A 21,320-nucleotide genomic window follows, 5' to 3' on the forward strand; every position below is an offset into this window, starting at 1 on the left:
CCCCCTCTGGTGTTTGCTCTGTGCAGTTTACAGAGTAAACACTTTTTTCCCCTCGTTCATGAAGGGCGCAATCGAGTGCAAAAACAACTATTTTTGCACCAAAAAGGTTTATTCCTGTAATAAGGACAGATAAGTTAAAATGGGAACAAATAACAAGTATGGCTTTAAGCGGCTGTTTTAATTTAATTTTAAATTCAATCGAAAATTTTTTAAATGATTGGAACAGTGGTTGCACTTTATATACAAAAAAGTGTGGAACAAGTCCTATGTTATCAAGCAATCCTCTCACAAAACAGTTTTTATTAGCAGCAAAATACCAAGAGATTCATGCCTTAAAACAGCTTCAAAAAAGCTGTGCATCGCTTACTAAACTGGGCGATTTTATACATCAGTTACAAAAAGAGCGCGGCATGAGCAATATTTATTTAGCCTCTAACCGCAAACGTTTTGCCTCGCAGTTAAAACAACAAATTAGCTTAACAGAGCAAACCCAAACGCAGTTTTACCACTCAATTAAAACGACCTTTATTACCGATAACGCCGACACGGGCCACACCCGTTTGTACAATTTAATTACCCATAGTTTGCAATCGTTAGAGGCGCTGCCAGAGCTGCGACAACAAATAGCAAATCAAAAAATTACCCCAGTGCATGCAACTCAATCGTATACACAGCTTATTTCGTGTTTGCTAAATATAATTTTAGAAGCCGCCGATGGCGCAAGCGACCCGCGCGTTACACGATTGCTAGTGGCTTATTTTAATTTTATGCAAGGTAAAGAATACGCCGGACAAGAACGTGCCTGTGGCGCGCAAGCGTTTGCATCAAGTAAGTTTACCGTGGAGCAAAAACAACAGCTTGCTCATTTTGTTCAACAACAGCATCACAGCTTTACGTTTTTTAACGAATACGCCGACGAACACGTATTAAAATGCTATCGCTCGTTAACTGATCACCCCGTAAATAAGCAAGTGGATCAGCTACGCGGGCTTTTACAAAATTTAGATGACGAAAATGCGCAGCCGCTTTCTCAGCTTAGTGAGGTGTGGTACGAGGTAACAACAACGCGTATCGATATTATGCACAAAATTGAGCAAAACCTCAGTGACTACCTTATTGACTCTGCAGCAATGCAAATTGCTCAGGCGCAGCGCACTTTAAATTCAAATAAACAGGTTATAAGCAGCCTTGAAGAACAATACATGCCAATGACCGACGGCCAGCTCGCGTTTAAACAAAATACCCCCCAAAATACCGCTGCTAATAAACTCAATAGTAATAAAAGCATGTACGACTTAATCATGGAGCAAAGCCAACATATTAAGCAAATAAACCAGGCTTTAGTTGATGCTAAACGGGTAATAACAGAGCAAAAAATAATACATCAGGCAAAGTATATTTTAATAGAGCAGCTAAGCCTTAGCGAAGAGCAAGCTCATAAAAAGTTGCAAAAGCAAGCAATGGACTCGCACTGCTCGCTTTATAATATTGCGCAAAAAATTGTAGAGCTAAGCGATTAACATCGGGCGTGTGGTTAGCGCCCAAAACCGCCTTAAAGTAAGGGTTTTAAAAAGCGGTTTTTACGAGGTAAGTAATAATCGTCGTAATCAAGCGACACAATAATGCGCTCTGCTTTGCCAAGTAGTTCGCTGCGAGGGATCAAACCAATAACACGCGAGTCAGCACTGTGATCGCGGTTATCACCCATTGCTAAATAATAATCTTCAGGAATAGTTATTTTATTAAAACCCGATAGCTGCGAAGGCGTATGCGCAACACGAATCGTGTGTTTGTGGCCATTTAAATCTTCTATTTTATCTAAAGAATCAATATTGCTTTGCAAGTTATTGTATTTAAGTTTAACGCCATTAATTTCTAGCTCGTTGTTATAAAGCGCTACCGTATCGCCTGGCACACCAATTACGCGTTTAATTAACCGGTTATCAGCAGCTTGTGAGTCAAATACAATAATATCGCCTGTTTGTGGGTCGGCCAATTTAACTAAAGGAATATGCGTAAAAGGGATGCGTATATCATAAGCCATTTTATCGGTTAATATTCTGTCGCCTTCTAAAATAGTGGGTTTCATCGAGCCTGTCGGTACTTCATACCAATCGGCAACTGCGCTTCTAAACACGCTCATCAGCGCAATAAATAAAATTAATGAACGGTTATTTTTCCAAAATTTATAAAGTGGCTTCATACCTAGTCCCTACCTATCATAAGTAATAGTATGACTAGCTTAATACAGAGCAGTTCAATGAATAATGTAACAAAAAGTGTGGTGATTTTAGGTAGAATTACCAAGGCTTATGCCTTGGTAAGGGGTAATTTGTGAAGCTTATTGCTGGTTTAGCTTGTCTTTCGCTTCTTTTACTTTTTCAAAGTCTAGGCCGAGTTCGTCGGTGGCTTCTTTAATTAAGTGCGGCTGAGTCATCACCACGGCCATTAACTGCTGTAGTTTTTCAGGCGGAATACCAAGCTCTTGTACTAATGCCATTGCCATCATTGGGTTTTGTGTAAAGGCTTCGAACAATGCTTTTACTTTTTCGTCGCTTACATTGTGCTCTTTAAGTATTGCTAGTATTGGGTTCATTTTTAACCTTGTGTGTTTTGTACGTATTTTATATTTACTAAATTATATTAGCTGAGCCATGCATTAACAACGCCAACACACGCCTCAGTGTTACATTGGGTGGTTATTCTACAAGTAATACCACTTTACCGGCATTTTCATTACGCTCTAAAATAGCATGCGCTTCGTTAGCATCGCTCCACGGTAGTGTTTTATACACGTTAAAGTCGTACTTTTTAGTAGCAATATCATTGTAAAAACGCGCAACTAGGTCATCGCGTAATTGGCGTTTAAACTCAATGCTACGGTTTCTAAGTGTTGATGCATGAAACGAAATACGTTTACGTAATAGCGCTGCAAAATCAACCTCAGCAAAACGCCCATCTAAAAAAGCGAGCATAATAATTTGGCAATCCATGGCAGCAATAGCCGCATTTTTATTTAAATAACTGCCCGATACAGGATCTACAATTGCATTTGCTAAAAGCTCATTTGCTTGCATATATTCTACAAAGTCAGTAGTTTTGTAGTTAATGGCATGATCGGCGCCAAGGGCTTTTGCATGCTCGCATTTTTCATCTGAGCCGGCAGTTATAACCACCGTTGCACCTGCACTTTTAGCCATTTGAATAGCCGCACCGCCTACACCACTTGCCCCTGCATGAATAAGCGCTGTTTGGCCTTGTTGTAATTTACCAAGTTCAAAAAGCGCACCAAATGCTGTTAGGTACACTTCGCTAATAGCTGCACCTTCTACCATGGTTAAATCATCTGGCAATACCATTAATTGTTTAGCATCTATGGCAACGTACTCGCTGTAAGCCCCGCCTGCGCACAAGCTAAAAATACGTTTATTAAGCCAGCTTTTATCAACATCAAAACCAAGCTCAACCACTGTGCCTGCGCACTCTAAACCTAAAATGGGGCTATCCCCAGTTGGTGCTGGGTATTTACCTTGGCGCTGCATGCAATCAGCGCGATTTACACCTATAGCAGACACTTTTACTAGCACTTCGTGGCTTTTTAAAACCGGTTTATCGGTTTCACTAAATGCAAGGGTGCCACCCTCATGAGAAATATATTTCATTAATGCTCCGTATTTAGCCTTTTAATTAGGGCCTGTTAACCTTTCAGGATTAAAATTTGTTCAATCTAGGGGCCATTTAATCGCGGCGCGAGGTTTGTAACCTAGTGGGCTAAGTAAAAGCCGAGCAAAGCTTCCGCGTCCTGCTCACGCCCCTTACCTACATCCATGTAGGCAACAAAGAGTAAATAGCCTCTAGGCAGAAACCCTTCGGGCAGCGCCTGTTTGGCATTTATGCTACGTTATCGCCTATTTATGGGGAACAACCACACTACATAGGCTCTGCCTTGCCTAATTACCACACAGACGGCTGCAAATTTAACCTCGAAAGATAAACAGGCCCTAGCTAGACATGGGGTTAGTTATTTTTATTTAAACCGCCAGCTTTGTTTATACGGGTATACGTCAGGTAAAAAGCCTGATTTAATTTGTTGTTGGCAAGCTTGCCAAAAATCAGCTAAAAACAGATCGTTATGTTCGCCGTTAAAATAGTTAAATGCCGTTTCGTTTGCGCTAAAAAACACCTTAAACTGACTGGGGAAAATATCGTTTTCTGCTATATCAAAATAACTGTTGGCGCTTAGCTCCTCTAGGTCGTTTTGTGCGCTAGGTACATCTCTAAAGTGGCAATCAGTCAATGGGCAAATTTCATCAAAGTCGTAAAAAACAACGCGCCCCCAACGGGTTACGCCAAAGTTTTTCATTAGCATATCGCCTGGGAATATATTTGCGCCGGCTAAGTCTTTAATCGCTTTACCGTAGTCGGTCATAACCTGTTGTAATGCTTTGTTAGAGCAGTGATTAATGTATAAATTAAGCGGCGTCATTTTTCGCTCAACATACACATGCTTTAAAATAAGCGCCTTACCCGATATGACCATGCTGCTGCCAATTTGTGCCTTCATTTGCTTAAGTAACTCGTCGCTAAAGCGACTGAGGTCGAACGCTAAATACCTAAATTCGTGTGTATCTACTAAGCGCCCTACGCGGTCGGCTTGCTTTACAAAGTTGTACTTGGCTTTTACTTGCGCTTTGGTGGCTGTTTTTGGTGCACTAAATTTATCTTTTATTACTTTATAAACGTAGTCTAGCCCTTCAATGGTAAATACCAGCATAACCATGCCCGGTGTACCTGGGGCTGTCACGTATTTAAAATTAGTAGGGCTATTTTTAGTGGTATCAACTTTGTAACGATAAAACTCTGTTTTAGCGTGCTTAATAAAGCCAATGGCGTTAAATAACTCAAAGCGTTTTTTATGAGGCATCAGCACGCTTAAGTAATCTACATAGCGCGCGGGTTGGTCGGTATCAACCATAAAATAGGTACGAGCAAAACCAAACAGTAAACTTAACTGATCGGCGCCCATCATTACGGCATCAAGCTTTAACCCTTTATTAGTATTTAATATGGCGATAGCAAAAGGCATATTATCGCCATTTTTAGCGATACAGCGCCCTATTAAGTAACAGGCTTTATTTCTAAAAAATAATGAATTTGCGTATTCTATAAACCCGTCGTTTAAATTTATAAGCTCATACACTTGTTTGCATTGCTGCTTTGCACCGGCCATTAACGTTGTTTGCAATGCCTGTAAATCGGCGTCTAAATGACTAAAAGGTACTCTAAAAGCTTGGCGGGTAATGAGCGTTTTGACAGCGTGGTTAAACCCATCTTTAAACGATATTCTCCTTACTAAATTTTCATACGAACGCGGCTCGCTTCTGTATTTTGCTTTTAATACAAACAAATGTACGGTTCGAATTTTTTTATCGTCCCAAATTGCACCAAAGGTAGAATTAAAAAAGGTATGCGCTATGGGTTTGTTTTCATGATTTTGCACCATATCGCCGTATATATTTTTAGCTAGCTGCCAAGTTTGCGGACAACTCAGTTCAGAGTAAGCAATAACTCTCACAGCTTCACTGACATTTTTTACTTCCCGTTCGTACACTTGTAAGCGTTCGCGCATGGCAGTTTGCACATCGTGATATTTTTGTTGTTCAAACCGGCTTTGCGCACCTAGCGTAATATTTAAAAACTGCGCAAACATTGCTTCAAAGCCTGCAAAAACAGCGCGGGCCAACTTAGTAGCAATAACTTGCTGTAGCGCATTATTGGTTTGATTAGTTAACGATTTTGACATGGTTACAACACTTTTATTTTTACCACTTATAGCGGTTATTTTTTATTAATTGTTTACACCTTAGCAAGCAGGCTTTAATTTAGGTAATTAATAAAGCATATAAATAAAATTGATCATATGAATATACGTAACGTCGATCTCAACTTATTAGTGTACTTAAATGTGCTCATTGATGAAAAAAGTGTTTCAAAAGCGGCTAACAAACTCGCACTAACACAACCTGCCATGAGTAACGCACTTAAACGATTACGTGATTTATTTGACGACCCGCTACTTGTACGCGCCGCAGGCTCTATGACCCCCACCAGCAAAGCACTTAGCTTAAAGCCTGAAATAGAGTCTCTTTTAAAAATGGCAGAGGCGATTACTCAGCCCAGTGAGCAATTTAACCCAGCAACGGCAGAGGTGACTTTTAGAATAATGGCAAACGACTACATGGAGTCGACCTTAATTGCCCCCTTTATTACTGAGCAGTTAACTAAAAACCCGGGGGTTAATTTTGATGTACTGAGTCCAAGCGATGTAAACCTGCAAGATATGGAAAAAGGCACTATTGATTTAGCTATAAACCGTTTTAACGGCTTGCCTCGCTCGTTTCATCAAGCCAGTGTTTGGCGCGATAATTACTGCTGTTTAACCCACCCTAAAAATACCTTTTTACAGCATTCAAGCCTTGATGATTACCTACTAAAAGAACATATTTGGGTAAACCGTGCAGGCTGGGGGCCAGAAGCTGCCGTTACCAATAAGTCTGGCAAGCAAAAGCTAGGCTGGGTAGATGAAGCACTTTGGCAGCTAGAACAAACACGTAAAATACGGGTGTTTACACGCCACTACATGATTGCAAGTTTGCTATGCCAATCAGAGCAACTTATTGCTACTTTACCGCGCAGGCAGGCTAAATTATTAACCACACATACCGATTTAGTCATTAGCCCAGTACCGTTTCAAATAGTCCCTATTGAGGTAAAAATGATATGGAGCCCACTACTTCACCATGCTCCCGCACACCAGTGGTTACGCCGTGAGTTGCTTGAGTTTGCTAAAACAATTGCGGATAGGTAGTTAGTAATTTTCTTTAATTTAAAATTCTGATTACAGCTCAAAATGTATTAAAAAAGATTTAAGGAAAATCACTATCAACATTGATTACTCCAATTATTCACTTAAAGAATTACATGAAGCACTAGAAACTATTGATGCAAACAAATACCCGCAAAGATACAAACATCTAATAGAAGAGCTAAACAACCCAAAGAGAGTGGACCCTAAGGTTATAAAGCAATTAGAAATAACAGAGCAAAACTCAAAGAAAGAAACCAAAGCATACGTAACTATTTTACTAGGGTTGTTTTTCATTCTATGGAGCTACTTTACTTATAATGATGGCGTTATACATAATAAAGGAGGGGAACGGGTAATTGCTTCTATCGAATCGAGCCCTAAAAAATTCTATTTTTTTATTTTTGGTGCAATAGGCTTAGGGTGTATAACCGTCGCGCACGGTATAGAAACGATAGTAAAACAAAAAAAAGCGCTCAAAAATAACAATTATGAAAAATAAAAAAGAATATCCTTACCTATGCGAAAGCCGCCTTAGCTATATTTATAGATGTATAAAATGTGGCGCATTTATTAAAAAAGGAATGCACGTTTGCTATCGGTGTGAACATGTTTTTTCTAAAGAAGATGTTGATATTATGATCAAACAGTATCGTAAAAATTATAAGAAAAACTGGCATCATAAACTTTATTTTGTCGTTTTTATCACAACTATTATATGCGCATTGCTCTTTTAAAAATAAAAAAGCGCCAGGGTATTCAACTTTGGGAAAATACCATGGCGCTTTTGAAATCGTAGAAATAGGAGTGAACCCTACCCTTTATATTTAGCAACCTTGATGCCAACCCACCACAAAAATAAAAAACTTTAAAATCAAACACCTAATCAAATTATGCTTTTAATTATTATTTAGTGTGTCCCAGTTTTGTGCATTTTTATAGGTTTTTGCACCACTTTAAATAAGCATGCTAAGTGGTTTTTGGTTAGCTGTCATTTACTATTGATAAAATCAATATCAGTTATTGAAAACAACAATTTCATTAATAATACACTTAGCGCTAAAGTGAAGTTAAGCCAACAAACTAAGAGTAATGATTATGACAACATCAAGCTTCACACAACAAGACGGGTTATTTATTGATGCTAATTTACATCAGTTTATTACCCAACAGTTATGCACTAAAACCAATGCAGCTGAGACATACCAAGCACTTGCTACCTTGGTTGATGAGTTTGGTTGTAAGTGCCGTAAAACAAAGCACCAACCCGATGACATTTTAGAAGTAGATACGCTACTGCATGCGTACCAGCGTAAAAACCACCCGCTTTGCCATGTAGATGCACAAACAACCGAGGCAGTACTTGATGAATACTGCTGCCAAGTACCGGCTATTATTGTAGTTGCATTAATGGATACGCTTAGCGGTACTCAGTGCGATGAACCTAATGCACACGATATTTACCACCGCGCTGCACAGCTTACTAATCGCCCATGTGTACACAAGGCAAAAACAGCCACAGCGGCCTAATAATGGAGTTGCTTAAAAATACTCGATAACCTTTTGTGCAAAGTCACTGCAGCTTAGGGTTGTCGAGTTATTAATATTTTGCGTTAAATCAAAGGTTACATTACCGCTTTTGAGTGCTTGTTCGAGCGCTTGTTCAATCAGCGTTGCCGCCTCATCCCAGCCCATAAACTTAAGCATTAAAACGGCACTTAAAATACTGCTACTTGGGTTTGCTTTGTTTTGCCCTGCTATTCTCTCAAACGTGCCATGGGTTGGCTCAAAAAATGCCACATCGTTATTTAAATTAGCAGCCGGCATAATGCCCACTCCGCCAACTTGTGCGCTGAGCATATCAGCTAAAAAGTCGCCATTTTGGTTTGTGGTTGCTACCACATCAAATTGCTCTGGGTTCATTAAACATTGTTGCAGCATGTTATCGGCTATCACTTCTTTAATAATTAAAGGCGATTTATTAGCGCGTGCTATTTCAAGCCAGCGCCCGTTTTCGTGTGGGGTAGCGTTAAACTCATTTTGGGCTAAGGCAAACCCCCAACGTTTAAAGGCACCATCGGTAAATTTAAGTACATTCCCTTTATGCACAAGCGTTAACGATTCGCTGTTATTTTTAAGGGCGTAATTAATTGCATAGCGTACTAGGCGCTCGGAGCCTTCTTTAGATATATTTTTTATACCTATGCCACACTCTTGAGAAAACCTTAGGCGCGTTACTCCCATTTCTTCACATAAAAAGTCGAGCATTTTCTCGCTCTCTACGCTGCCAGCTTGCCACTCTATTCCTGAATATACATCTTCGCTGCTATCACGCAGCACTGTTATGTTAGTTAAAAATGGATTTTTTAATGGCGATGGCAACGCACTTAGCCCTTTAACAGTGCGCATATTTACAAATAAATCCATCTCGTGCCTTAGCGCCACATTTAATGAGCGAAAACCGCCGCCAAGAGGTGTAGTTAGCGGCCCTTTAATTGCTATTTTACACGCACGTACTGCGTTAATCGTCTCCTCTGGGAACCAATCGCCATCATATAACTTTGCTGCTTGCTCGCCGTTATATACTTGCATCCAGTGAATTTTTCGCTCCTTTGCATAACAGTGTGTAATGGCATTATTCACCACATGCTGCATGGCCGGTGTGACCTCTTGCCCAACCCCGTCACCATTAATATAAGCAATAATAGGATTTACAGGCACATGCCATTGGCCTTTGGCATCAATAGTAATATTTTGTCCGTGCTCAGGAATTTTAATATGCTGATAAGCCATGGTTAATACCTATACTAAAAATAGTGTTACCTAATTAAATCATGCTTGATTGAGCATGTATGCAATTTGCTTTTTATAATTGATATTAGTTAAAAAAATAACGAATAACATGTGCTTAATTACGTAAATAGTGGGTCTAGTATCAAGCGCGTATTTAGGAGGTATAAATGAAATTATTTTGGCTGTTATTGCTATTAATGTGCTCTTTAAAAGCCTCAGCTGTTGATGTGGTTATTCATAATTTAGACGCACTGACTACTAAGGGTCAAAAAACGGTAGTTACTTGGGTAAATCAAAGCCTTAAAAAAACACAAAATACCTTAGGCCCATTACAACAAAGCACCCTCCCTATTTATTTAAAGCCACAATATTTTGCTTTTGAACCCGTGCCATGGGCTAGCATAAAACGAAATAATCCCGATGGATTAGAGCTGCATATTGACCGCTACGCAAGTTTAAATGCATTTACAAAAGATTGGACGCTTTACCATGAGCTTTCACATTTATATTTGCCACTACTGCCTTACTCTGGCTTTTGGTTAAGCGAGGGGTTTGCCAGTTACATGCAAAACGTAATAATGCGCAACAGCGGTGTCATTAGCCAAGCGCAATTTGTTCAGCGCCTAAACGCAGGGTTTGATCGAGCACGCTTACAAACTAAAACAAAGCAACAGCCACTTAATAAACTTTCAAGTGATATGTGGAAGCAACGTGCACAACAGCGGGTTTATTGGACAGGAGCTGCATTTTTTGTAGAAGCCGATCTAGCCCTTCACAAACAAGGTAAAAGCGTTGCCGCTATAATAAAGCAATACCAACTATGCTGCAGAGCTGCGCGCACAAGTGCTAAAACGCTCATAAAAGAGCTAGATAAGCTCTCACGCAGTAGTATTTTTACTACCTTGTACGCGCAATATAATACGCGCACTGACTTTCCTGTTATTACTAAAACGCAGTTAAATACACTTTAAGTACTTTTAATAAGTGCGCAATACTCATCATATGCTTTTACATTGTAATTAGTAGAGTAAGCATTCATAAAACCATGTAAAAACGGTGTTTTGTTACACGTAACTTGGCTTTTACTGGCTAAAGCACTTATCACTTCATCTACATTAAAATGCATTTCGGTATGTGGAAAAATAAACGTACAAGGTACTTTTGCCGCAATATCTAAATGATTTCTAATTTGTGAAGGGTAAAAGCCAATGAGCTTTTTTAGGTGTGGATTGCCTGTTAATAACTGTGCGCGCCACGCGGCACTTGCGCCTGCACTAAACCCTATACAGGCTGTTGGCTCTGTAAGGTTATTAAATACATTTAAGAGCTTAGCTACATAATTGTCATGGCCACAGGAATTTATAAATTTATTATAATAATACTTTTCACTATCAAGGGGTTGCAGTTCTCCTTTGTAGGGGTCTATAACCTCTGTATTGCCTTGCATAATATCTAACAACCTCACTAAAGGTGCTGTTACACCATAAATATCGCTGACTATTATGTAATTCATACTTACCTTTTTAAGGTTAAAATCCATGCGTTTAAGCAGTTGATAAAATTAAGTATAAATAATTTTTAAATAAATAGCTTGCACACATTTTTTATTTAGGTTACCTTTCTTCTCTGGTTTTAAAAACCACCGCGGTTAACCTTTTTACCCTGATCCAGTAAGCCCCGCAAAACGTATATTTTAAAGCTAAGTTATTGTACGGCGAGAACCCCTATTAATACCTTGATGATTTTTTTAATATCATCGCAAAAGTGTCATAAAGATCGTCAACACTGTAATGAAGCTAAACACAACATCGTTAATTTATTAACTGCATTTGGCTATAAAAATAGCGCAGAGTAAATAACAAGAATAAAGTGAGTTTTATTATGTCTTATAAATACAATGGATCTATGATCCAAATTGCCCATCCGGTGCAATCAATTTCTGTAAACAAACAACGTGTTATTTTTAGTGATACACAAGGTTTGAAAAACGCAATGTTTCAAAAAGCAAGCGAAGCGCGCGAATTTGTAAAATGGTTAAAAGCCAACTAATCATTGCGAGCAATTAACTGCTTAAGCAGTTAATGTTAATAAAATGTGCCAGCTTTGTAGCTGGCATTTTACTTTGTTGCACTTAATTGACTACAATAGCGATACTTTCATTGTTTTAGGTAGTTGTAGTAATGCTCCGTGCATTTTTGTGTATCACCTTATATTTAAGCATTTCTTCAGTCAGTTACGCCAATACGATTAACTGGCTAACACACGACTTTGCGCCCTATTACATTTTAAATGGAAAATACCAACACCAGGGGCGTGATGAAAGCGTTATAACCTTACTCGAGCAACAACTTGAGCACATCACGTTTAATCGCCTTGTTATCCCCTCTGGCAAAGTTACGCAAGAACTGGCCAACAAATCGGCCACACATTGTGCCCTATCACTTTATAAAAATGCATTTAGAGAAAAGTTTATTCACTTTAGCGAGCAAAGCTCAACCACGGGCCTTTCACCTTCCATTGCTATGCATAAAGGTTTAGCGCATTCACTAGAAGTGCCTAACTCAGAGCCGGTGTCGTTGCAGGATTTACTAGCAGAAAAAAAACTCACGTTAGGTGTATCTATGAACCGCTCATACGGCGAGCAACTCGACAGTGTAATAAATAACACCCCCGATGTTGATATTGTTATTCGGCCAACGCGCAATAGTTTAGCCAGCCTTACCTATATGCTTAATTTAAAGCGCTTAGATATTTTATTAGGTTACCCAAGTGAGCACCATTACTTAGCTAAATCTATGTACTTTGAAGAAAACCTAACTCAGCGAGCGATTGTTGAAGCGCCACCGTTAAGTTATGGCTATATTGGCTGCACTAAAAATGAGCAAGGAGCTAAAAATATTCAACTATTAGATGAGCAATTAAAAAAAATTAAGCAAACCGAGCAATACCATCAAGTAATGTTACGCTGGTTACCCCCACATTTAAAACCCTTGTTAGAATCAAGAATTCACGCTACAAAAAATAAAAACGCCACTAAATAAAGTGGCGTTTTTATTTAATCTACGCTTTATTATTTACGCACACCTTCAATAGACAGCCCAATATCAACATGGGTAGACGCTGGGCCTAAATTATAATCAATGCCGTAATCGGTGAGTTTTAAACTGGTTTCGCCCTCAAAACCAGCACGGTAGCCACCCCAAGGGTCTTGCCCTTCACCTACTTTATCCATTTCAAACGTAATGCGTTTAGTTACGCCATGTAAAGTAAAGTCGCCCGTTACAGTGGCTGTATCATCATCGGTAAATTTCACATTGGTGCTTTTAAATGTTGCTGTTGGGTATTTATCTACATTTAAAAAGTCTTTACCGCGTAAGTGTTTATCACGCTCAGCATGGTTAGAGTCTAAACTTGCAGTATCTATATTTACTAAAATATTAGACCCTGTTTGCGTTTTAGCGTCGTAACTAAAGCTGCCATCAAAACGGTTAAATCGCCCGTGTAGCCAGCTGTAGCCTAAATGCTTAATTTTAAAGGTAACAAATGCATGCGCCCCTTGCGTATCAATTACATAATCTGCTGCATTTGCAGTGGCCGATAACATCATTACACCCGATAGAGCTGCACTTACTAGTCGTTTTTTCATGTTAGTATTCCTTTGGTTTGATCATTCTTGTTAAGGTTTTATCTTTATCAATAAAGTGGTGCTTTAATGCCCCCAGTGCATGCAAAACAGCCAAGCCAATTAATGTACACGCACCGTAGTAATGAATTTTTCCGGCAATATCGGCTTGTCCATCAAAGTTATAATCCAGAGCTGGTACATTAAATATCGAAAAAACGGCGATTGCTCTGCCATCGGCGGTAGAAATCAAATAACCCGCCACTACAATGACTGCTAAAATTAGGTACATAACAATATGCGCGGTATTTGCAATGTGGTTTACTGTTTTATTTTGACTAAGGGGGCGAGGTTTGGGGCTGAATACGCGCCACAAAATTCTAAAAATAAGCACTGCGGCGAGCGTTATACCTATACTTTTATGTAAATCCAATGAGCCTTTATACCAGCTATCGTAATAGGTTAGCTCAACCATGTATAAGCCCAAGCCAAATAAACCAAACACGGTCAAAGCCATCAACCAGTGTAAAATAATGGCAATAAGGCCATAAGATGTGGGCGTATTTTTAAACATGTGGGTTCCTCTAAATTCAATAATTTAAGAATATAGAGGGTGAAGAAAAACTAAAATAGCGTATACAAACAGCATCTGTGCATATACGCACATACAACTTGAGCTACAGGTTTTTGCTAGTTAGCTATTAGGCGTGTCGGTAAGGTTTATGTAAATTAAGCTATCAGGTGAGACTTGCAAACAGCTAATTAAGCCTTCTTTTATAAGCTCAAGCATAGCAATAAAGCTAACCACTACACCGCTTCGCCCTTCACTAAGGGTGAATAAATCGTTAAACGGCAGCGCTTTTTTTGCGTTACTCAGCTGGGCTAAAATTTGGCTCATCCGCTCACGGGTAGAGAGGATTTCTGCTGTCACTTGGTGATGCTCAAATGTTTTGGCGCGCGCCATCACGTCGCTCAGTGCTAACATTAAATCTTTTAACTCAAGCTCTGGCAGGTTTTGAGCGGTATTTTCAATAACCGGCATAGTTGCATGTGCTACGAAAATATCACGGCCTACACGGGGGATGGCATCTATATTTTCGGCTGCTTTTTTAAACTGCTCGTACTCTTGTAAACGCTTGATCAGTTCTGCGCGGGGGTCTTCCTCTTCTTCGAGCTCCTCGTGCACAGGCAATAACAGACGCGATTTTATTTGTGCCAATAACGCTGCCATTACTAAGTACTCACCGGCAAGCTCTAACTGAAACTCACTCATCATTTCTACATAACTGACATATTGCTCAGTAATGCTAAAAATAGAGAGTTCGAGCACATCTAACTTGTGCTTTTTTATTAAATACAGCAGTAAATCAAGCGGTCCTTCAAAGGTTTCCAAAATAATTTCAAGTGCATCGGGCGGAATGTATAAATCTTCAGGTTTATCTACAACGGCTTTGCCATGCAAAAAAGCCAGTGGCAGCTTTTGCTGCACTGGCTCACTTTGAGTCTTTTTTTCGCCCTGTGTTGAATCACTCACCAAGGTTACTCAAACGGGCTGGTATCGCCACACCCTACACGTAAAATGTGAATATCGTCTTCTGATAGGTCAATAACCGTGGTTGCTTGCTCTGCAAGGTGTCCGCCGTCAATAATTAAATCTACGTGTTTATCTAAACGCGCTAAAATTTCATCTGGATCTGATTCTGTAAACTCTTCTCCAGGTAAAATTAACGAACACGACATTAACGGCTCCCCAAGCTCTGCAAGTAATGCACATGCAATTGGATGCTCTATAACGCGCATACCAATGGTTTTTTTCTTATCGTTTAATAACCGCTTTGGCACCTCTTTTGTGCCTTTAAAAATAAAGGTGTATGGCCCTGGCGTATTATTTTTAATAAGCCTAAACATTAGGTTATCTACACGGGCATAAGTTGCCAGCTCAGATAAATCACGGCATACCAGCGTAAAGTTATGGTGTTTTTCTATTCCACGAATACGCTCAATGCGCTCTTTTGCTTGCTTATTACCGAGGTTACACCCTATCGCGTAGCCCGAATCTGTTGGGTATACAACAACCCCGCCCTGTTTAATAATATCAACCGCTTGGCTAATAAGTCGTGGCTGTGGGTTTGCTGGGTGAATATGAATTAATTGACTCATGATAATGCTCCTTCTTGCCCTTCCCACACTTGCCAAACCCCTTGGCAGTCTTTGGGTAAGTATAAGTTTTTACCTAGCTCTAAATAACTAGTTGGAAAATGAAAGTCAGAACCTTGCGAGCACAGTAAACCGTACTCTTGGCTCAATTGCCCTAAAAATTGGCGTTCAGTAGGCGCTTGTTGCGGCTGCGCAACTTCCATGGCATCGCCCCCGTCACTTTTGTATTGCACAAGTAACTTACGTAACCATTTATTAGACATTTGATAACGCCCTGGGTGTGCAAGTACCGCAACCCCGCCTGCAGCATGAATGGCGCTAATGGCTGTTTGCATATCACACCAATTGCTTGGAACATAACCTGTTTTGCTGCGCCCTAAGTATTTTTTAAATACCCCAGGAAAATTTTTAGCAACGCCTCTTTCAATCAATGCACGCGCAAAATGGGCACGGGTAATTTGGGCGTTTTCTGCCAGCGCCTTGGCTTGCTCGTAAATGCCATCAAAACCGTTTTTTGCCAGCCTTTTGCCAATTTCAATGGCGCGTTCATCACGCTTTTGCTGCTGCGCCGATAACAATGATGTAAGGGCATTGTTGTTTATATCAATATTTAGCCCAACAATATGTATTTCAAAGCTTTCCCACTTGGTAGAAATTTCTACGCCAGATATAAGCTTAAGCGGTAAGTTTTCTGTTTCGATAAACGCTTTTGCCGGCGTAATAGCAGCCACAGTGTCGTGATCGGTTATTGCAAACACATCAATGTTTTTTTCTACGGCGCGGTTTAATAATTGCTCAACTGTTAAATGTCCGTCTGAATGCGTTGTATGGCTGTGTAAATCGTATTTTATCAAAAGAAAACTGCTTAAATTTAAGGGTAATAGATGTTTATATAAGTATAACAACTTTTTTGACTAAATTGTTTTAAATAAACACTTGACACAAAAGCGCTAAATACGTTTTACTGTAGCCACTTTAAGACACATTAAGAATTAATAAAAATGATCAATTCAATTCAACACACTATTTGGTGGTGGCACTCATAATTTTTGGGTGATGAATTGTCGTGTCTAGCAAATATTCAAAACCCGCAACTATGCGGGTTTTTTTATAACTAAATTTTACGTATTTAATTTTTTATTTTGAGGCAAAAAAACATGAATAACGGTCTTACTCTTACACATCGTTGGTGGTGGCGCCTGATATAGCGGGACGGTAATGATCTGTTTGTAATTTAGATATCGTTATTCAAACCCCGCATTGCAAAAGCATTGCGGGGTTTTATTTTTTGAGGGAATGAGGTTTGATTTTTAGTCATATAACTACCACACCAGGCGAAGTTACTAGCATAACGCAAGTGCGCGACTACATTAGTAGCCCACTTGCACTTTATGCAGCACTTGATAAGCCTAATTCGCTACTGCTTGAATCAGCCGAAATTGATTCTAAAGACAGTGTCAAAAGCTTAATTTTAGTTGACTGCGCGCTGCGCATTGTTTGCCAAGGTAAAACCGTCACGGTAAGCGCACAATCTAATAACGGTAAACAGTTACTGCCGTATTTAAGAGCCAATGTACAAAGCTGCGATGCAACCTTAACCGACACAAGCCTTACTCTTGTTTATAAAGGCGGCTCTAATGACATTGACGAGGCAAGTAAACTGGTTGCCGATAATGCATTTAGCGCACTACGCACCTGTATAAACAGTATCAAAAGCACCACCGAAAACCCGTTTTCGGTATTTTTAGGCGGTGTATTTGCCTACGACATGGTGGCTAATTTTGAGCAGCTAAGCGACGTACCCGATGGCGAAAACACCTGCCCAGACTACGTATTTTACTTAGCCGAAACCTTAGTGGTTATCGACCATCAAAAACAAACCACCGAGCTTATTGGTAATGTGTTTAATGGCCCAGACGTACACGCTAATTGTTTTGAGGTAGGTAAAGAACTAGAACGATTAAATGCCCTATGCGATAAAGCAGAAGAGTTTAGTGCGCCTATGCAAACAGGCACCTGCGATGTAAGTGTTGATATAAGCGATGAAACTTACTGCGAGCAAGTGGTTAAGCTTAAAAAGAACATCGTTGATGGTGATATTTTTCAGGTTGTGCCTTCGCGTACGTTTTCACTGCCCTGCCCTGATTCGTTGCACGCATATAGCCAGCTTAAAAAGCAAAACCCAAGCCCTTATATGTTTTATATGCGCGATGAAGAATTTGCTTTATTTGGCGCCTCACCTGAGTCTGCGCTTAAATACGAAGTACAAAGCAAACAAGTTGAAGTTTACCCTATTGCCGGTACTCGCCCTCGTGGAAAATTTGCCAATGGCACAATCAACCCAGATTTAGACAGCCGTATAGAGCTTGAACTAAGAAACGATCAAAAAGAGCGTGCAGAGCATTTAATGCTGGTTGATTTAGCTCGTAACGATGTGGCACGCATTAGTGTAGCCGGCACGCGCCATGCAAAAGAGCTATTAAAAGTAGACCGCTACTCGCAAGTAATGCACTTGGTTTCTCGCGTGGTGGGCACATTAAAGCCTGAGCTTGATGCACTGCACGCTTACCAAGCGTGTATGAACATGGGCACGCTAGTAGGCGCTCCTAAAGTACGTGCCGCCGAACTTGTACGCCAAACCGAAGGCAAACGCCGTGGCAGCTACGGTGGCGCAGTAGGCTATTTAACAGGCGATGGTGCAATGGATAGCTGCATTGTTATTCGCTCAGCATTTGTTAAAAATAATACCGCGTATGTGCAAGCAGGTGCCGGTGTCGTTTACGATTCTGATCCACAAGCCGAAGCTAACGAAACCCGCGCTAAAGCCCAAGCGGTGATCACCGCCATAAAATCGACTTATGAGGCGGTATAAAATGAGCACAGCAAACCCAATGAAAATATACTTTTTAGATAACTTTGATTCGTTTAGCTACAACCTTGTTGATGAACTAACCATGCTGGGCTGTGAGCTTGTGGTATACAGAAATAACATAAGCGCAGAGGTTATTTTTAATAAAATGCGCCAAGAGCCTGGGCAAGTATTATTAGTGCTTTCGCCAGGACCTGGTGCACCCAGTGATGCAGGTTGCTTAATGGAATTAATCGAACTGGCTAAAGGTCACTTCCCCATGCTGGGCATTTGCCTAGGGCAACAAGCACTTACACAAAGTTATGGCGGAGTAATTGGCCACGCTGGCGAAACCGTACATGGTAAGTCATCAATCATTAATTTAAACCCGCATCCGGTGTTTGAAGGAATGGGCAACACCATGCCCGTAGCCCGTTACCATTCATTAATGGCAACCAAGGTACCTGAAAATATTGAGGTAATTGCACAATTTGACGATATTCCTATGGCCATATATCACCACGACGATAAAGCGTTAGGTTATCAATTTCATCCTGAGTCAATACTTACGCCAAATGGTGCAATGCTACTTCAACAAAGTGTTGCGTACTTAACGCGCACCAACTAATAGAGGACATTATGAGTACCCAAGCACAAGAGACCATAAATGTTCAATACGCTATTGAGCAACTTATTCAAGGCAAGTCGTTAAACTATGCCCAATCAAACGCATTATTTAACCAAATAATGCAAGGTAACATGAGCGAAATAGAGCTCACTGCATTGCTAATCAGCCTTAAAATAAAAGGCGAAGTAAGCGATGAAATTGCCGGCGCTGCAGCGTCAATGCGAGAAAACGCCGTTGCCTTTACAACCGCTAGCACGCAACTTGCCGATAGCTGCGGCACCGGGGGCGATGGCTCAAACACGATTAATATTAGTACTACCGCTGCGATTGTTGCAGCTGCCGCGGGTATTAATATGGTAAAACATGGTAATCGCAGTGTATCGAGTAATTCGGGCTCTGCTGATTTATTAAAAGCACTGGGCATTAATATTGATATGAGCCCAGCACAGGCTGCACATTGCCTTGAACAAACCCATTTTACCTTTTTGTTTGCACCGCATTATCACAGTGGTGTACGCCACGCGATGGGCGTACGTACTGCGCTTAAAACACGTACCATTTTTAATATTTTAGGCCCACTTGCTAACCCTGCTGCACCACACGTGCAATTACTGGGTGTTTACGATGAGTCTTTATGTATGCCAATGGCGCAAACACTTAAAACATTAGGCACTAAGCGCGCGATGATAGTGCATGGTTCTGGCACTGACGAAATAGCCCTGCACGGCCCAACTAACGTAGTTGAGCTAAACAATGGCGAAATAACGCAGTACACATTAAACCCAAGCGACTTTGACCTTGCAAACTATTCACTTGAACAACTAGCCGGTGAAGGCCCACAATATAACGCAAATGCTAGCCTTGCTATTTTACAAGGTAAAGGCAGTGATGCGCACAATGCTGCAATCGTGGTCAATGTGGCTGCACTTTTATACCTAAGCGGTAAAGTACAGTCATTAAAAGAAGGCGCACAGCAGGTACAAACATTACTAAGTTCAGGCAAAGCCATGAACACATTAAATGCAATTATTGAGGTAAGTCATGGCTAATGTATTAGACAAAATTGTTGCTGATAAAAAACAAGAGCTAATAGAGCGTAAAGCCGCGCGCCCACTAGAGAGCTTTAAACACCTAGCAGTGCCAACTAGCCGCAGCTTTTATAAAGCGTTAGCAAAGCCGGGTACGCAGTTTATTTTAGAATGCAAAAAAGCATCTCCTTCAAAAGGGCTAATAAGAGAGCCGTTTGATTTAACCGAGATCACCTCTGTTTATAAAAAGTATGCTAGCTGCATGAGCGTACTTACAGATACTAAATACTTTCAAGGTAGTTTTGATTATTTAGAGTTTGTACGTAGCCAAGTAGAGCAACCACTTATTTGTAAAGACTTTTTTATTGATGAGTACCAAGTTTACATGGCACGTATTTATGGCGGCGATGCTATATTACTAATGCTTTCAGTGCTTGATGATGAACAATATAAAGCGCTACATGCAGTTGCCGACTCGCTTAACATGTCGGTATTAACCGAAGTAAGTAACGAAGAAGAAGTGCACCGTGCCCTTGCACTTGATGCGCAAATTATTGGTATTAATAACCGTGACCTTCGCGATTTAAGCACTGATTTAGCAACCACCGAAAAGCTACGTAAACTCATCCCACAAGATAAAGTGGTTATCTCAGAGTCAGGTATTTACACTCATCAAGATGTTAAACGCCTAGCGCCATTATGTGATGGCTTTTTAATTGGCAGTTCTTTAATGGCTGAGCGCGATTTAGAACAAACCTGCAAAAAAGTGATTTTAGGTGATAACAAAGTGTGCGGTTTAACCCGAGCACAAGACGTACAGGCCGCTTACAACAACGGCGCAGTGTACGGTGGACTTATTTTTTACCCTAAGTCGCCTCGTTATGTTGATTTAGATTGTGCGATTGAGCTGAGCCAAAGTGCGCCACTTAAATTTGTCGGTGTTTTTGTTAATGCAAGCCCGCAGCAAGTGGTACAATACGCGCACGAACTAAAACTTGCCGCAGTACAATTACACGGTCAAGAAAGTGACGATTACATTGCCGCATTACGTACACAGTTACCTAAAGGTTGTGAAATTTGGAAAGCACAGGCAATTAAAGATACATTGCCAACCCCAGCTACGGGCGTAGACCGCCATCTTTATGATACCCACAGCGATACACAAGCCGGTGGTACAGGTAAAGCATTTGATTGGGCAGTACTGCGCGACGCAACAACCCCCTTTATGCTAGCGGGTGGCTTAAATCCAGACAATATAAAAGACGCGCTTTCTCAAGGTGCCCTAGGCCTTGATTTAAATTCAGGCGTTGAAGAATCTGCGGGTAAAAAGTGCCCTATCAAATTACAAAATGCTTTTACAAGCATCAGAAATTATTGAG

Annotated in this window: 21 protein-coding genes; 10 read left to right on the forward strand and 11 right to left on the reverse strand. The window is 40.4% G+C overall.

All coding sequences use genetic code 11. The annotated features are described in order from the left end of the window. Positions 1–266: 266 nt before the first annotated feature. Positions 267–1,520, forward strand: a complete 1,254-nt coding sequence (locus PSH48_RS03560) for a nitrate regulatory protein (protein WP_029771678.1) — start codon at positions 267–269, stop codon at positions 1,518–1,520. A 32-nt stretch (positions 1,521–1,552) separates the two neighbouring features. On the opposite strand, the gene lepB is transcribed toward PSH48_RS03560, so the two are convergent. The 4 genes from lepB to aceK all read right to left on the reverse strand — a co-directional run bounded on the left by lepB (position 1,553) and on the right by aceK (position 5,803). Beyond that, positions 1,553–2,203 (reverse strand): signal peptidase I, encoded by a 651-nt coding sequence (lepB, locus tag PSH48_RS03565; RefSeq protein WP_004586775.1) that lies wholly within the window; start codon positions 2,201–2,203, stop codon positions 1,553–1,555. A gap of 138 nt (positions 2,204–2,341) precedes the next feature. Further along, positions 2,342–2,596: a DUF2999 family protein gene (locus tag PSH48_RS03570; RefSeq protein ID WP_004586776.1), complete on the reverse strand. Its 255-nt coding sequence runs from the start codon at positions 2,594–2,596 to the stop codon at positions 2,342–2,344. Positions 2,597–2,699: 103 nt separating this feature from the next. Then, positions 2,700–3,662, reverse strand: a complete 963-nt coding sequence (locus tag PSH48_RS03575) for a zinc-binding dehydrogenase (RefSeq protein ID WP_138684949.1) — start codon at positions 3,660–3,662, stop codon at positions 2,700–2,702. Between the two features lie 365 nt (positions 3,663–4,027). Beyond that, positions 4,028–5,803, reverse strand: coding sequence for a bifunctional isocitrate dehydrogenase kinase/phosphatase (gene aceK / locus PSH48_RS03580; protein ID WP_273610916.1), 1,776 nt, complete (start codon positions 5,801–5,803; stop codon positions 4,028–4,030). A gap of 117 nt (positions 5,804–5,920) precedes the next feature. Between aceK and PSH48_RS03585 the strand changes: the two genes are divergently transcribed. Then, on the forward strand, positions 5,921–6,868 hold the full coding sequence (locus tag PSH48_RS03585; RefSeq protein WP_273610917.1) for a LysR family transcriptional regulator: 948 nt from the start codon (positions 5,921–5,923) through the stop codon (positions 6,866–6,868). A 1,095-nt stretch (positions 6,869–7,963) separates the two neighbouring features. Next, positions 7,964–8,395, forward strand: a complete 432-nt coding sequence (locus PSH48_RS03590) for a hypothetical protein (RefSeq protein ID WP_004586781.1) — start codon at positions 7,964–7,966, stop codon at positions 8,393–8,395. 12 nt (positions 8,396–8,407) lie between these two features. Here PSH48_RS03590 and icd read toward each other — a convergent pair whose 3' ends face one another. Continuing rightward, complete coding sequence (icd, locus tag PSH48_RS03595; protein WP_004586782.1) at positions 8,408–9,658, reverse strand: NADP-dependent isocitrate dehydrogenase; 1,251 nt, start codon at positions 9,656–9,658, stop codon at positions 8,408–8,410. Between the two features lie 167 nt (positions 9,659–9,825). On the opposite strand from icd, the gene PSH48_RS03600 reads away from it, so the two are divergent. Next, positions 9,826–10,629, forward strand: coding sequence for a M61 family metallopeptidase (locus tag PSH48_RS03600; protein ID WP_273610918.1), 804 nt, complete (start codon positions 9,826–9,828; stop codon positions 10,627–10,629). Here the strand turns inward: PSH48_RS03600 and PSH48_RS03605 are convergent. Then, positions 10,626–11,171, reverse strand: coding sequence for a dienelactone hydrolase family protein (locus PSH48_RS03605; protein ID WP_126007355.1), 546 nt, complete (start codon positions 11,169–11,171; stop codon positions 10,626–10,628). The genes PSH48_RS03600 and PSH48_RS03605 overlap by 4 nt on opposite strands. A gap of 368 nt (positions 11,172–11,539) precedes the next feature. On the opposite strand from PSH48_RS03605, the gene PSH48_RS03610 reads away from it, so the two are divergent. Both PSH48_RS03610 and PSH48_RS03615 read left to right on the forward strand, forming a co-directional pair. Next, positions 11,540–11,707, forward strand: a complete 168-nt coding sequence (locus tag PSH48_RS03610) for a hypothetical protein (RefSeq protein WP_024033460.1) — start codon at positions 11,540–11,542, stop codon at positions 11,705–11,707. Between the two features lie 131 nt (positions 11,708–11,838). After that, positions 11,839–12,699: a transporter substrate-binding domain-containing protein gene (locus tag PSH48_RS03615; RefSeq protein WP_273610919.1), complete on the forward strand. Its 861-nt coding sequence runs from the start codon at positions 11,839–11,841 to the stop codon at positions 12,697–12,699. 29 nt (positions 12,700–12,728) lie between these two features. Here the strand turns inward: PSH48_RS03615 and PSH48_RS03620 are convergent, their stop codons facing one another. The 5 genes from PSH48_RS03620 to rnm form a co-directional block, all read right to left on the reverse strand. Further along, positions 12,729–13,304, reverse strand: coding sequence for a YceI family protein (locus tag PSH48_RS03620; protein WP_024033458.1), 576 nt, complete (start codon positions 13,302–13,304; stop codon positions 12,729–12,731). Between the two features lies 1 nt (position 13,305). After that, entirely contained in the window at positions 13,306–13,854 is a 549-nt protein-coding gene (locus PSH48_RS03625) for a cytochrome b (protein WP_273610920.1), read from the reverse strand. A gap of 120 nt (positions 13,855–13,974) precedes the next feature. After that, on the reverse strand, positions 13,975–14,814 hold the full coding sequence (locus PSH48_RS03630) for a segregation and condensation protein A (protein WP_004586788.1): 840 nt from the start codon (positions 14,812–14,814) through the stop codon (positions 13,975–13,977). Positions 14,815–14,819: 5 nt separating this feature from the next. Continuing rightward, positions 14,820–15,440 (reverse strand): L-threonylcarbamoyladenylate synthase, encoded by a 621-nt coding sequence (locus PSH48_RS03635; RefSeq protein WP_273610921.1) that lies wholly within the window; start codon positions 15,438–15,440, stop codon positions 14,820–14,822. Next, positions 15,437–16,291 carry an RNase RNM gene (rnm, locus tag PSH48_RS03640; protein ID WP_004586790.1) on the reverse strand — a complete coding sequence of 285 codons (855 nt, stop codon included), beginning with the start codon at positions 16,289–16,291 and terminating at the stop codon, positions 15,437–15,439. Before rnm ends, PSH48_RS03635 begins: the two co-directional genes overlap by 4 nt. 449 nt (positions 16,292–16,740) lie before the next feature. Between rnm and PSH48_RS03645 the strand changes: the two genes are divergently transcribed. The 4 genes from PSH48_RS03645 to trpCF are packed head-to-tail and all read left to right on the forward strand — an operon-like array spanning position 16,741 to position 21,319. Continuing rightward, entirely contained in the window at positions 16,741–18,309 is a 1,569-nt protein-coding gene (locus tag PSH48_RS03645; RefSeq protein ID WP_055255700.1) for an anthranilate synthase component 1, read from the forward strand. A gap of 1 nt (position 18,310) precedes the next feature. Then, a complete protein-coding gene (locus PSH48_RS03650; protein ID WP_004586792.1) occupies positions 18,311–18,913 on the forward strand; it encodes an aminodeoxychorismate/anthranilate synthase component II in 603 nt (200 codons plus the stop codon). An 11-nt stretch (positions 18,914–18,924) separates the two neighbouring features. Next, positions 18,925–19,962 carry an anthranilate phosphoribosyltransferase gene (gene trpD, locus PSH48_RS03655; protein ID WP_024033453.1) on the forward strand — a complete coding sequence of 346 codons (1,038 nt, stop codon included), beginning with the start codon at positions 18,925–18,927 and terminating at the stop codon, positions 19,960–19,962. After that, on the forward strand, positions 19,955–21,319 hold the full coding sequence (gene trpCF, locus PSH48_RS03660) for a bifunctional indole-3-glycerol-phosphate synthase TrpC/phosphoribosylanthranilate isomerase TrpF (protein WP_273610922.1): 1,365 nt from the start codon (positions 19,955–19,957) through the stop codon (positions 21,317–21,319). The genes trpD and trpCF overlap by 8 nt, the downstream gene beginning before the upstream one ends. Position 21,320: the final 1 nt, after the last annotated feature.

Source organism: Pseudoalteromonas sp. Angola-4, assembly GCF_028599265.1.
Lineage (GTDB): Bacteria > Pseudomonadota > Gammaproteobacteria > Enterobacterales > Alteromonadaceae > Pseudoalteromonas > Pseudoalteromonas atlantica.